The 13954-nt window shown below is 56.1% G+C and carries 6 protein-coding genes; all 6 read right to left on the bottom strand.

All coding sequences use genetic code 11. The features are described from left to right. Nucleotides 1-53: 53 nt before the first annotated feature. The 6 genes from QEH54_RS10075 to QEH54_RS10050 all read right to left on the bottom strand — a co-directional run bounded on the left by QEH54_RS10075 (nt 54) and on the right by QEH54_RS10050 (nt 13929). Nucleotides 54-1796, bottom strand: a complete 1743-nt coding sequence (locus tag QEH54_RS10075) for a mechanosensitive ion channel domain-containing protein (protein WP_309018543.1) — start codon at nt 1794-1796, stop codon at nt 54-56. 724 nt (nt 1797-2520) lie between these two features. Then, a complete protein-coding gene (locus QEH54_RS10070; RefSeq protein WP_309018542.1) occupies nt 2521-2709 on the bottom strand; it encodes a hypothetical protein in 189 nt (62 codons plus the stop codon). Nucleotides 2710-2894: 185 nt separating this feature from the next. Continuing rightward, entirely contained in the window at nt 2895-4706 is a 1812-nt protein-coding gene (locus tag QEH54_RS10065) for a choice-of-anchor X domain-containing protein (RefSeq protein WP_309018541.1), read from the bottom strand. A gap of 23 nt (nt 4707-4729) precedes the next feature. Beyond that, nucleotides 4730-5719 (bottom strand): transposase, encoded by a 990-nt coding sequence (locus tag QEH54_RS10060; protein WP_309018540.1) that lies wholly within the window; start codon nt 5717-5719, stop codon nt 4730-4732. A 95-nt stretch (nt 5720-5814) separates the two neighbouring features. Then, complete coding sequence (locus QEH54_RS10055; protein ID WP_309018539.1) at nt 5815-6669, bottom strand: hypothetical protein; 855 nt, start codon at nt 6667-6669, stop codon at nt 5815-5817. Between the two features lie 9 nt (nt 6670-6678). Next, complete coding sequence (locus tag QEH54_RS10050) at nt 6679-13929, bottom strand: RHS repeat-associated core domain-containing protein (RefSeq protein ID WP_309018538.1); 7251 nt, start codon at nt 13927-13929, stop codon at nt 6679-6681. Nucleotides 13930-13954: the final 25 nt, after the last annotated feature.

Here is a 13954-nt window from a genome sequence, read left to right as displayed (position 1 = left end):
CGCTCAGGCGGCGCCCGTCTACTCGCGGCGCCACTTTTCGAACACCCTCAACCCTAAGCGAGCTCATCCCCCTTCTCGGTCGACTCCTCGCGTCGCACCACCACCGGAATCGGCTTGGAATCGCGCACATGCAAATCACGTTGCGGAAACGGGATCTCGATCCCGTGCTCCTTGAACAGGTCCCAAAGAGACACGTAAATGCCGCTGCGCAGGTTGTTCAACCCGTTCGCCGGATCCCGTATCCAAACCCTCAATTCAAAGTCCACCGAACTGTCGCCAAAGCCCAAAAGCCAGCAAACCGGCTCCTTGTCCTGTATCACGCGCGGCGAGGCCCTGCCTGCCTGGATCGCCAGATCCATCACCTTGTGAATATCGGAATTGTAGGACACGCCAAACGGCACCTTCACACGCACCTTGTCATCGCTAAACGACCAATTCGTGACCTTCTCCGTGATCAAGGTCTCGTTCGGAATCAGATGCTCCATTCCATCGCGCGTGATCACCGACACGTAGCGAGCGCTCAGCTTGTTGATCCAGCCATATGTGTCATCCACCTCGATGACATCGCCAGGCTTGATCGAACGATCGCTCAACAAAATAACCCCACTGATCAGGTTGGACACCACCTTCTGAAAACCGAAGCCCAAGCCCAAGCCAATCGCCCCGCCAAACATCGCTAGAGCCGAAAGATCTATCCCCATGGAGCTGATACCAAACAAAATGGCCAGCACCACGATCAGCGCCTTGAGCACCTTGATCACCAGCATCTGCAACGCCGGCGTCATGCTCTGAGCGGAACGCACTCGACCCTCGCTCAAACGCATCACCCACGACGTCAACGGTATCAGCATCAGCACTACAACCAACCCTTTCACCAAAGTGAGAACCGTGACGCGGGTATCGTCGCCCTCAGCGATCGGCAGGATTTGCAAGCTATCCAAACCATTGCGAATCGCCTCCCAGACACCCAGCAAATTGAGCATCAGCACCACCGCCAGCACGAAGAACAGCGTCTTGTAGTAGGTCTGCTCGCGAATGGCCCGCGGCAACGCGCCCGACACCAGCAAAAGCGTCGCGACACTCGCAACGGCTCGCAGCAGGATGTAGTTCTTCGAACCGCCCCCCGTATCGATTGGCTTGGCGACAAGCCCCGGCCCCTTTTTCCCACTGGCCTCGTCCTCGATCTCCACTACGACCGACTCCGAGGCATTGGAAACGGACACCGATTCCGCCCCGCCAGGCAAGTTCGCATGATAGCTATCGAACGAAATCGACACCGACCACAGCAGCAAAACCAGCAGCAGACGAAACAAGTTCACATGTAGCCAATCCGCCGATACAGCCACCCAAGCCGCTCGACCTTCCGCCATATCGCGCGTCCGTCTCAACAAAGGACGCAAAGCCATGGCAAGCAAGTAGGCCAAAGCGAACAAGCCGATGATCGTTCCAACCTGAATCAAAAGATCTTCGCCGACGAAATACTGCGTGAAAGCTTCCCACGCGCGCTCGGCGAACTCCATGATATAGCGGACCACAGGATGCTCCAACAGGGCATCCAGAACGGCAAAAGGCAGAAAAGGCATTGCCAAACTAAAGCCCAAACTCCCCTGCCAATCAACATGTTTTGACAATCTACATCCCGCCCCTTTACCAGAGTCCACGCCCTGCGCAGCACGCTTGACGAAATTCGATCCGCACGAAACAGCCAACCGCAACGGCAGCCACAGCCGAACCCCAAAAGGTGAAGGTGGCGGGCACCGAGGAGCCTGCGACGACACCCAAGCGCAGCGAGGCATCGCCCCGCAGGGGCGACGACCAGAACTAGAGACAAAAAAGGCCCCTGAACGGGGCCATTCTTGGTGGAGGTGGCGGGAGTCGAACCCGCGTCTTTTTTAGGCGGGTTTAGCTGAAAATTCACTTAAACATCGCTTTTATCAACAACTTACGAACCATTAATCCTACTAATATTGATAATCTTTTACGAAATCTAGCACGCTGTTACGCAATTTATGCGAAGTTTATGCAACATCGAGGGTGGATCAAAAGCAATTGAACTACGCTGAGAATTTAGCTCCAACCGCAACGTTTTCAAGAGAAAGGTCGCCAGCTCGTAGCTGCTTTAAAAACGGCTCACCCCCCGTGACCGCTCCCATATTCAGTCGTTCGTAAGCGTGTCGCCAAGCACCAAGTCGTGTTGCTTGACGAACCGTTTCGGTTCGTAGCTGTAAGCGTCGTAAGTATCGTAGCTACGAAGCTTACGATTAAGCCGAGTTTCGCCTTCGCCAAGGCGGCGGGAGTGAACTGCGCGATCTGCCAGTTGGTCGACTCGGGCGGTCGCAGCAGCAGTTCCTTGATGCAGCTATAGGGTTCGAGACCGTTGAAGCCCTTGCGCATATCGCAAGGCTCGGGAACTATGAACACCCTCAAACTCCCGCTAAAGCTTAGCATCGCCTAGTTGTCGCGGCAAGGCGACGGCCATTGGGATCTGCTCGGAGCATTCAAGTTGTATCCGCGTCTCTCCTACACTTTCCAGCCGCAGGGCGAGGATACCGGCCGTTGCTCTACCACCGCCTCCAACAGCGAGATCGAAGACTTGCCAGCACGGCCTTCCTGAGCTCTGCACTCGCCTCGCTCGCGGCGACGCTTCTGGATCCAGATCACGTTTTCCTTGGGCATGCGACCCCAGCTAAAGGCACTAACCTTAAGCATGGCATCCTCGTCGATCGTAGATGTCAAAACCTCAATACCTACGAAATCTACGACGTAGATCATAGGGCTAAATCATGGCGCGTCCCAACACGCTTACGATAAATCAAGAAACTAAAACGCTACGGCCTGCCCCGTTTCGGATCGCTTCTCCCAACGCTCCTGCCCCCGCCCCACACACATCCGTGTCAATCTTGAGCTACCGCAGGTACATCGATCCGCGTTCGAAAAAAACCCGCGATGTTCTCCGGCACCTCATATCGTAAATGCTCCTGCACGATCTCACCTCCCTCCACCAACACCCATTCAACCAGATTCTCCGAACGCTGCAGCTCAACCAACCCGTCCTCTTGGTAGGGGTATACCTCGACGACCATCTCGCCTCCGCCAGTCACCTTCACGCGTATCCACGGCTTAGATTCATCGTCAAACGGATCCAGTCCAAGACTTGCTTCCAGTCTCGACTCGTATCCATCCCTGTCATGATCCAGCCCCGAGGCAAACAAGCTCTCTTTGACCTTCACTCGAGAATCCCACGTCACTCGATCTCCAAAGAAACGCGTCACTGGAGCCCAACTCCCACCCATTGCGGGGTCGGGCTCCCCGTCCTCAAGCTCACGCATCGCCTCGCCTACGAACCCCGCATAAAAAGCCATCTCCTCCTCCGTCAGTAGACGGTCCCGACTCTCGATAACGAACAGCACTCTAAAGTGAGTCTTCGGGCTCTCCCAATCAGGCATTCGCTCCGCGTGGGCGATTCGAATGTCATCCGAAGCAATGGTCTTCACAATATCGCCCGCCTGCAGGACCGTCTCGCGTCCAACAAACTCGATTTCCCTCGAAAGATGCAAATCCGGCAACTCATCGAGAGGCAACAAGCCCATGCTAAACAGATCCACCGGACTCGCCCGATACACCTGCTTCCCATTCTTCCTCGCAAAGCTTCCGTCACCCTGGGCTACCCATTCATAGCCCCCAAGCAGGCTATTTGCGTCGCTATAGGGACTATAATGGCCTGTGTCATTCTTGTAGCCCAACGACAATGATAGGTACGCCCCCCAGCGATGCAGAAACTCATGCATCATATTATTCGGGTTCATCCCTCGTTGCTGGTAGTCGAGAACATTCAGCGACTCCAGCACCCCGTTGCTGCCCCACTGTCTCGATTCGTCGTAGGTCACATCGTAGATGTCCTGACTCTGAACGCCAAAATGAACGCCTCCATTTTGGTTCCAATTCACGCGACCCGCATACAACTCCAGCTTCCCCGACGACATGAGAAACATCTCGTCGTACTCGTCCTGAACGAACTTGTACACCTCCTTCACATAATTCCACGACTCACTGCCAGCGAACCCTCTCAACATTTCCTGAAAGCCCAAACGCTCTCGCTTAACGTTTAACAGATTACGGGTGACTTGCGCCTCGTCACCGAGCACATGCACCGGGTTCCCATCAAAATCTGCAGGTAAAACGCCAATCGTTGGCTCGATGGCAAAGGTACTGATACTCCCACCCGTATCGATCACTTGGAGAAAACCAGGTGAAAGCACAGTAGGATGAAAAGTCATCTCTGACTGGTTTTCGTGAAGATAAAAAGGTCCAAGCGTATACACTCCATCCCCAGCCTCTTCATCTCCATTCAAACCATCGTCGTGAAAATCCAAGTTCTCAGGCTTCACTACGTCCGACGTCGGCAATACCAATCTGACACTGGATACCGCACGGTTGGGAAAAACAAAGATGTAAAACGGATCTCGCGAACTCGCTCGCAAAACGGAAGGCACGATTTCCCACCGCTGCCACCTAGCTTCCCCTTCCGCAAACACCTGAATCAACTCTTCGTCGCCCGTGCCACAACGAATCGGAACCCCTCTCGCATCGAATCCAATCAAGGGCGCCCCGTCCTCTGTCAGCAAATGGGCATGCACCTGTCCACCCGCCCGCAAGGACGAAACCGCTATCCAACAATAAACGAGAGTCGCAAATACGTATTTCATATCAGGATACCCCCAAAAAACACTCAACTCTTGCCTAACTCCCTCTTGAGACATTCAAGCAACTGCCTCGCCTCCCTCAGCTCTCCTTCTCGCAATCGCCGCAAACAACGACTCACCCCCGCCGCCGCTCCCATGTTGAGCCGCTCGCTCAACCAAATGACCTTGCACCCCCAAGCCTCCCGCATGTACGCGCAGATCGCCACCTTCCACTCCATCGACTTCGCCTCCCGCTCCGCATCCTTAAACGTCTTGCCAGCGATCGCCAAACAAGCCTCCAACCGGCCGCTCCATATCAAATCCCGAGCCTCCGCATCTGCCTTGCCTTCAATCACTCTTCGAGCAACCTCCCGCTTCCCATCTTCGAGCAACGCTGTCTTAAACGCCTTGGTGCCCATGGCCCAGCCACGACTCATCCGTTCGAACAACATCTCTTTCCGCTTGGGTTCATCCGTCGCTAGCCACTTTAAGTAGTCAGCATACTTCCTTCGCCCCACCGGACCGTCCTTCAATCCACCGACAGAATCTAGCATGTCCGAAAACCGCAGGCAATTCGGCCGCCCGCGCTTGCCCTTCATCAGCCAAGCGTAGCTGCTATTCGAATACGTCTGCAAACGCCCCAACGTCACGATCCCAGCTCTCACCGGGTTTAGGTGGATGTAGTGACACAGCCATGCCAACCGATCCGTATCCTCCACCACGATACTCTTAAACCGCCCTTGAAATAAGTGACCGTGCTCCTTGCGGTACCGATTGTAGCGCATCGCGAACGTAGACTGCAGCCAACGCATCCCCGCGCTCAGATTCGGCTCCAGAGTCTCCAAGGCCAAATGGTAGTGGTTGCTCATCACGCAATACGCATGCAATACCCAGCCAAACTGCTCGCAGGCCTCGAAGAGGCATTTCTCGAACGCATCCCGCGTCTTCACATCCTCGAAGATCCAGAACCGATAGTTTCCACGGTTGATCACATGGTAGATCGCTCCGGGGTATTCGAATCGCAAGGGTCTCGCCACAGAAGGAGATAAGAACCGATAGAACTGGAAGTCAAGTTTTAAGCCCTGACCCTATTTTCTCCCTTATTTGGGCAACAGCCCCTTAAGCCCTGACCCTATTTTCGCGCCCCCGGTTCTCCTTCTAATCGTCCAGTAAAGGTATACCTTTTGCCGTCCTCATCCCAACGCAACACACCTTCGAGAACAACCAATTTACCATAATAATCTTCCAAAATCGCATTACTCACAGGCAAAGAAATATGATCCACCAGAATCTGCGTACTCCTGCCTTTTTCGTCATTACTTTCGAGACGGGAAGCTAACCACAAATTGTTCCATTCATCCAAATCCAAGACGCCTTTAATAAAGAGGTGTTGTCTATCAAATTTTGTAGAGGACCCATTTTGAATCTCTCTAAAACCGAGGATGCCATTTTGCTCAAAATCATTTAAAATTGCCCTTATTCCTCGCGTTTCTTCCAACAATTTGGACGACTGTTGGAATCGATCCACTTCACTTTCGAAGAACTCCCAGAACTCTACTTCTTCTCGAGTGGCAGAGGGGTATTCCTTCATTATCGTAATGGATGTGCCTTCCGAGAAAAGGCCAACATTTAAACGGCCAGAATGCCAGATTCCGTTAACTTCCTCTACTAATTCGGGGCGATTACCATAGAAGTCAGCGACAGCATCAAATAGCGTCCTCGCATTCGACAACCCAAAATCCTCTATCCTCTCTACGGTTAGATCATTTGCATCCTGAGAATGATTCGTAGCATATTTATGCGTTTTTGAAATGAACCTTCCCTGGTTTTCAAGCAAGTTGTAACTCTTCCGAATCAAAAAGGAACTGCCGTTTTCCTCCGTCGTAAATTCTATATCGACGCTCAATATATCATTCCTCCCAAAGGTAGCACATGAAAATGCAATCCAAAGAAGGGGGACCAAACACTTTTTCACTACATTATTCATATTCGTAATCTAATTATCTCCCATCGGGTTGCCCCTGAGCAATACTGAGACCTTCCCATTACGAACGAGCTCAAAGTGACTAGACCCCCGTGTTGTCACGAGCGGACCATGTGAAGTTGAGAACTTCACATCATCCCCCCCAGGTCCAAAGGTATCGTCGGGAATCCTCCCAGAAGAAGTCTGATACCACCCACCAGTTTCTGCGTAGTGCGTATGGATGTACAAAATCGGCTTTGCCTGTAAATACAAGTCGGAGTTTCTTAACGACGCTTCAAAACCAGCATTGAAGGTTGATATGTTGATGCTGTTAGTCTCGCCCTTTATCGCCTGCGTCAGTAGGTAAACAGGAACATCGGGATTTTTCTTGTCATAAAAATAGCTAACAACCCACCCATATTCGACTCTGTTCTTATCTGATTGTTTTATCCCGTATTCGATATCATTAATACGCCTAAACATGTAATCGATTGCTCCTTTCAGCAAAGGATCCAAAGCCTCCATGTCAGTTGTTGGGTCATTTGCGTAGTTAGCTGACAGTTCTTTAGTTTTGTCCGGATTCCCCCTTCGGGCCTCTGGATCATCATTTATTTCATCTAAAAGGTTAGATCGGATAGCGTTTTTATCGTTGGCATTAATACTCATATTAAGACCCGCGATACCATACGTTCCGATCATGTGAGCCCTAGTCGCATCTCTCGCGGCCTTCTCTGCTTCCCTAGCAGCCTTCTCAGCGGCCTCCCTGGCAGCCTGTTCAGCGGCCTCCCTGGCAGCCCGTTCAGCAGCCTCCCTAGCAGCCTTGTCCTCATCTGATTCGTATCCGGTAGAGTCAGTCGTACGCAACGGATTGTTCTTAAGATAAGAATACCTGTTCCACCCCTGCAGAGTCATGACTCCGTCGACGACTTTGTCCGCCGACAAAAACCTTCCCAGCAGCGGGTCGTATATCCTTCCGTTCATGTGGATGAGACCTAAATTGTCAAGCATCTCGTGGTCGGTGAAGCCGCGCGGTGTGAGGACCTCGTCTCCGTTGGCTCCGCTGGTCGCAGAAGGCTTGCCGACCCAATCCACAGGATCGCGACGCTCGCCCCAAGGGTCGTAGCTGAACACAGAGTTCTTGCCGCCCTCATCATCTGCGTATGCGTTGACTCCGCTGTCCGCAGCTGTTTTCGGCGGAACAGGGGCGGGCAAATTGTTGACGTAGTCCACCACCACGTCGGTGGATCCGAGGTGGTCCTGATGGTATAGGTAGCCCTTCTGCACCTTGTCCTGGGTGTAGGTGTTGGGGTCGAGCTCGTAGGCTCCTGTGCGGCCGTCGGGACCATCGATGTAGATGCGCACCTTGGACATCTCCCAGTTCGTTCCCGAGCTTCCGGTGCTGGTGATCAGGTTGTCGAAGTCCACCTCCATCTGGGATCCGACGTAGATCTTCTTGCTCTTGGCATGCAGCGGCTCACGCGGACTGCCCGTGCTGGAATTGTACTTCACGTGCACCACGCGCTGGTTCTCCGCGTTGTAGCGGAACAGGCTGGCCGAAGAGCCGGCTACGATGTAGTTGGGCTTGTCGAAGGGCGTCCAGTCGAAGCCCCAGGTCTGGCCGGACTTGCTGCGACTGACCATGTTTCCGTTCGCGTCATAGCCTATGGTGTAGCCGAAAGCGGAGCGAACGGCATGCGGCTTGGACGAAGCGTCGTAGGTGTAGGAGCTGGAGGAGCCGTCGACGCCGGATTTGTAAGTGATATTTCCGTTGTCCGCGTAGGTGAAGGTGCGGGCGGACTGCCCCGAAACGACATTCGTCTCGAGCCGGTTCAGCTCGTCGTAGGTGAAGGTTTCGACCGCGTTTCCATCCTGCAGGGAGCTCTGGCGACTCTTGAGGTTGCCGAGTCCATCCCAAGCGTAGGTCCAGTTCTGAATAGAGCCGTCCCCGCCGTGGCTTCCCGTTTTGATCCGGGTGAGACTGCGAGTCTTCGGATCGTAAGTCCTTGTCGTCCATCCCACCGTATTGCGGTTGTCGCCACCCTTGCGGAACTTCACGGGAGCGTCGTAGACGTCGTAGCCCGTGGAGGGGTCGGCCTTCCACCATTCGCGGCCCTGGGAGTCGTTGACGTGGGTGACGTAGCTCTTGGAGTCGTAGGTGTACTGCACGCCGAACTTCTGCCAGAGCTGAGGCTGGGTCAGGTAGTCGTCCTCGTAGCCTGAAGGCCGCCAGAAGTAGTTCTTGCGAAAGGGGCGCCACTCGGAGTCGTAGTCGATATAGGTGTAGTAGTACTTGCCGTCGACGTAGGAGAGATTGAGCTCGGGCAGGCCCTTGGCGTTGTAGGTCACGGAGGTGGCGTGATCGGGCGCGGAGAAGGCGGTGGTGCCGTTGTCGATCTCGCTGCGCTGCAGGGCGCCGATCCAGGCGCCGGTCGCTCCCACCACCGCGTTGGTGGCGGACTGAGGCGAGGCCTCGTAGTAGTGCCAGCGCGAATGGCTATCGCGAGCGCCGATGCCATCGACAACGGTGGAGGTCTTGCGGCCGATGAGGTCGTAGGCGATGGTGGTGGTCTCGTTCTTGGCGTTTTTCTGCCACACCATCTCGCCGCGTCCGTTGTACTGGTAGTTCCACACGCCCTTGTCGGGGTCGTCGAGCTGGGACTGGTTTCCCACCGCGTCGTAGATCACCTTGACGGTCGGCGTGGTATCCTTGAGGACGGTCTGTCGCATGCGTCCCGCTCCGTCGAGATCGTAGCGGATGGATTCGCCGGGTAAGCCAATGCCTTTGTAGTGGTTCGTGGTATTGGAGAGGGAGACCGCGATGTCGGCGTTCCAGACCTTGACGGCGTTTCCTCTGGTATCGACGAGGGTGGTATTAGTCTGGGCGGCGCGGTCGGTGGCGTCGACTTCGACCTGAGTCACGCGGCCGTGGTATTTGGTGGTGGTGACGGTGCCATTGGGGGCGGTTACCTTGTAGACGCGGCCCGCGTCGTCGTACTCGTTGACGGTCCAGAACTTGTCGGAGGAGGAGGTGTAGAGGGTGGAGCTGGCGACCGTGCGGCCAAGTTCATCGTAGACGGTGTCGGTGGTGCCGGCCTGGCCAGCGTAGCCGCTTTTCACGGTGCGGATCTGGCGCCCCAGGAAGTCGTAGTAGGTGGTGACGGAGGGCTGGTTGTCGGGGGCGACGGTCTCGTAGTATCGGGAAGGTACCGACACTCCTCCAGAATCGGGACCGTCGTAACTAGCGTCGGCTTCGGGTGGCTTGACTTCAATTGATGTAATGAAGCCGCGAGTGGTGGTGACGGCGTTGCCCAGGAGGCGGTCGGTCTCGACCAAGGGACGCCCGATGGCGTCGTAGGTGGTTTCTGTGGACTTGGCGGCGGTATTCCGGTTCGTGTCCATCACCCGCACGGGCTGACCATACACGTCTTCGCGCTGTGTCTCGGTCCAGTGGTCGTAAGCGTTCTCCACGCGCAGCGGCCAGCGCTTGTGGCTGTCGTAGCTGATGACGTCGGAGGTCTGGTAGGCGCCGACGTGGCGGTAGTGGGAACTGCTATTGTAGCCGGAGATCGAGGTAGTCTTCACAAGCCCCTCGGGGATGTAGGTGTAGGAAGTCGAGATATCGAGGACGTTGTCGGTGGCGTCGACGGTTTCGGTCTGGAGAAGACCGATCGAGTCACCGCTTCGGAAATAGGCGTAGCGCTTGACCGGACTGGTCACGTCGTAGGAAGCGTCGCCGGTGTTGGTGACTGACACGGTGTAGGAGTCCTTCACCTTGCTGGGCAGGTATTCTCCGGGGAAATAGCTGATGGGATGGTAGGTGGTGTAGGAGACGTCCCGATTGCCCTCGCCCATGTCGGTCTCGACTTTGACGACATGGCCGTACTTGATCTTGGCCGGGAAGGTGGAGGTGCCGAGATGGTCGTTAAGATCGTAGTCGCGCTGAACGCCGAGACCGTCATTGGTCTGGTCGAAGCCGCCGGTGACGCCCGCGCCGGAACTGGTCTGGCTGCCGGACTGCCCCTCGTCGTTGACGAAGATGGAAGGAGGCGTGGTCAGCGGATAGCTGCCCTGAGTCATGGAGTCGAACCAGGTGTAGGCCGACACGTCGCTGTAGAGATTGACGGACGGTTCGGAACCGTTGGCGGTCTGAACCTCCCAAGGCTTGTCGCTGGAGACGGTGAAATCCTTGGAGGAGCTGCTGACCTCGCTGAACTCCCATTTGCGTACCCGCGAGGTGTTGATCATGGGATACAAGGTGCCCAAGCGGGCTCCGCTGGCGTCGACCACCTCGTCGCAGGTCACCTCGTTGATGGTCTGCGACATGTAGCGGAAATAGCGGCTGGAGCCCGATCTGTCGACCGCGTAGACCTCTTCGCGGCGGACGAGGCCAGTCATGGGAAACGACTGGGCCACGAACTGGTAGCTGAGGAAGCCGGTGTTGTAGTCGAGGGTGCCGAAGGCTTGGTAGCCGAGGAAGCCGCGACCCGAAAGGTCGGTACGTCCGCCGGCGTAGGTGTAGAGGAACTCGTTCTTAAGATGGGTGGCGCCGGATATCGAGCCGTTGTCCTTGGCGACACGCGACACCACGCGGCGCGTGTCCATGACGTCGCGGATCGGATAGAGATCCAGCAGCTTCTCCCCTCGGGTGTAGACCAGCGGATCGGTGAGGGGAGAGTAGTCGATTTCGGTCTCGTAGCCCAGACCGTTGACGATCTTGGAAATGCGAGTGCCTGGCTTCCCGCTGCTGAGGTAGAAGCCGTCGATCCCAGCCGCGGCGGTGTGGTCGGTGAGGCCCTGGGCATAGTCGGTGATGCCGTCGCCATTAAGATCCAGCCCGGTGCGCGAGTAGACGTCCATCACCACCTGGCCGGACTTCAGACGGACTGACGGCTTCCAGTTGACGGGAGCGGGCTGCGGGTCGGTGAAGCTCTCCCCAAGCGAGTACTGCACCCACCATCCACTGGTGCTGGCACTTCCAGTATCCAGGTACCAGACGTAGTCCTGCATACCATCGTAATTGAGATCGGCGAGCATGACGTTGTCCGATGGTGAGGTCGTGCCTAGGGTCAGCATCAGGCTGAGCTTGTCGTTGGTCTGCGAGTTATCCCCGAAGTTGAGGGTCTGATACATGTCGTTGACCCACTCGCCCTGCTTGATCTTGTCGAACCATGGACGGACGGTCCGGCCGCCCGCGTTCACGTAGGGATTGTCGGTCGGATCGTAGTTCTCGTCCATGTTGACGTGCTTGAACTTCGGCTGCCCCGCTCCACCCTTGGAATAGTGAATAGTGCGGTGAAGGACCTTCTGGTTCTCAGACCAGGGCGCTTCGGTGACCACGTTTCCAGGCATCAGGGTGAGAAAATCGGTCAAGCCGTCGCCGTTTACATCGCCGGGGCTGATATAGAAGGAGTTTAGGCGACGCCATGCTTGGCTGGACTGGTTAGCCATCCAACCGTAGTTGGCAACTGAGGCACGGGGAGAAAAGCCGCCCTCTGGTAGGCTGGTCACCGCATAGACCTCTTTCCAACCGTGGACGGAATGAATCCAAGCTCCCGGCCCCGTGCTTTGACGCTCAGGTTTCTGCTGCGACTCTACCCATGCGTAGTCGGTGATCCCATCGCCGTTGAGGTCGCAAGGCATGCTCGAAACGCTAAGTTCCTGAGTGATATGGAAGCCAACGCTGCGCACATTGAAAGGCTCCGCGCTTGGGCTTCCCTGAAGGCTCCGCCCGCCGATATCGTAGGTGCCCGCTGTCGAGTAAGTGGTGCCATTGCACTTCACGAGTTTTACGTCCCCGTCATAGCGGTGAATCAAGATGTCCGGGCGGCTGTCTCCGGTAAAATCGGCGATCGTGATGCGCCGCCCAGTCGCGGAGCCCTCTTTGGCCCGGAAGTTGTAGGTCGACTGGCCTGGATCCCTGAACTCGTCAGTGAAGGTATGGATCACTTTCGGAGAAGAGCCGCCGCCGAGCGGATCGAAACCGGTGCTCGCTTCTCCAGTGGATACAAGGGCGTAGAGCTTGCCTCCGGCTACGGAGGGATTACCGAAAATGATATCGGCGAGTCCGTCGGCATTGATGTCGCAGCTGCGAAACACGTCGTTGCCCCCAACCCAGCCAGTGGAGGTCGTGGCCCACGTCTGCTCGGGACCGACGTTGTTTCCAGTGGAGAGCGCCACCTTGACCGCAGTGGAAGTCGCCTTGACGAAATCGTCCAGACCATCCCCATTCACGTCGGCGAAGAAATGACGGTCCGCGCCGTCGGAGCTCGGTGAGGCCAACACGTTGCTAACCTCGGAGTGACTGTAGGCGGTGTCTTCCCACTGGAAGGTTGTAGATATCAGGTTATCGAAATTGGAAGTATTCGGGACACGATGGGAAGGGGTCACGCTGACGAGCCGTGTCGGCCCGTTGCCGCCCGAGTACTCGTATGCGAGCAAGTACTTCGCCTTGACCTCGGTGCCGAACTTGACGTCGATCCGATCCAGACGATGCGTGCTCAGGAATCGTCTTTCGGCGATGTATCGAGACGGCTGGTCGAGGCGGGAAGTCGAATAGACGAACTCGACGGAGGCGAAAGGGGAGAGGCCGGTCGAGACGTTCCCGGTGTAGGATATCTTGCTGATGACGTACTCGCCGTGCCCGTTGTGGACGTAGTCGAAGTCGACGTAGTTGTCCTGGGCGTCCATGGCTCGCTTCAACGCGTAGGCGTAGGCCTTGCCCTGAGTCTCGAACTCGCCCTGCTGGTAGCCGTCGGTCTCCGATCCGATCTTCCCGAAAGTCAGCGTCATGCCGTCCTTGGTTTTAACCGTGAAGGTGTCGATATTGTCGCCCGAACCGGAAGCGGTTATCTTGGCGAAGCTGTCGACCTCGGTACGGTATTCGCTGCCGTGGTGCCCGTAGGTGCCGCTGACCACGATAAGACGCTTGCCGTCGAGATAGAACTTGTCGCTGGAGTCGAACTCGATGCCGCGCGTTTCGCCATCTCGAGCGAGAATGCTGCGCCCCCTGACGATGGCCTCAGGAAAGCCATGCGAGAGCCCCCAGCCAACCCCAAGAATGCCGTTGCCCCCTTGGCTGCTATAGTTGAGCGAAATCGACGGCTCCACACCCAACCGGCCCGGAGGAGTATGGATAGGAATCGAGTAGTTGGCCGAGCCTTTGTTGTCGACGGAGACCTCGCCACCGAGCGTGCCCACGAGTTCAGCGGAAAAGGCGGTGGAGGCAAATAGCGACGCAATCGAGGCGACGAGAACGAGGTGGGGTCGATATATCGGGAGGAACATTTGGGTCTGGGAGGTAAAAGGATTC

The sequence above is a fragment of the Pelagicoccus sp. SDUM812003 genome (genome assembly GCF_031127815.1).
Taxonomy (GTDB): domain Bacteria; phylum Verrucomicrobiota; class Verrucomicrobiia; order Opitutales; family Opitutaceae; genus Pelagicoccus.
The sequence above is the reverse complement of the archived record's forward strand: the minus strand, read 5'-3'. Positions and strand labels throughout refer to the sequence as shown.

Bases quoted from the DNA above. Each gene is read 5' to 3' on its own strand.
- QEH54_RS10070 (WP_309018542.1), bottom strand. From the start codon at position 2,709: ATGCTTAAGGTTAGTGCCTTTAGCTGGGGTCGCATGCCCAAGGAAAAC.
- QEH54_RS10050 (WP_309018538.1), bottom strand. From the start codon at position 13,929: ATGTTCCTCCCGATATATCGACCCCACCTCGTTCTCGTCGCCTCGATT.
- QEH54_RS10065 (WP_309018541.1), bottom strand. From the start codon at position 4,706: ATGAAATACGTATTTGCGACTCTCGTTTATTGTTGGATAGCGGTTTCG.
- QEH54_RS10055 (WP_309018539.1), bottom strand. From the start codon at position 6,669: ATGAATAATGTAGTGAAAAAGTGTTTGGTCCCCCTTCTTTGGATTGCA.
- QEH54_RS10075 (WP_309018543.1), bottom strand. From the start codon at position 1,796: ATGCCTCGCTGCGCTTGGGTGTCGTCGCAGGCTCCTCGGTGCCCGCCA.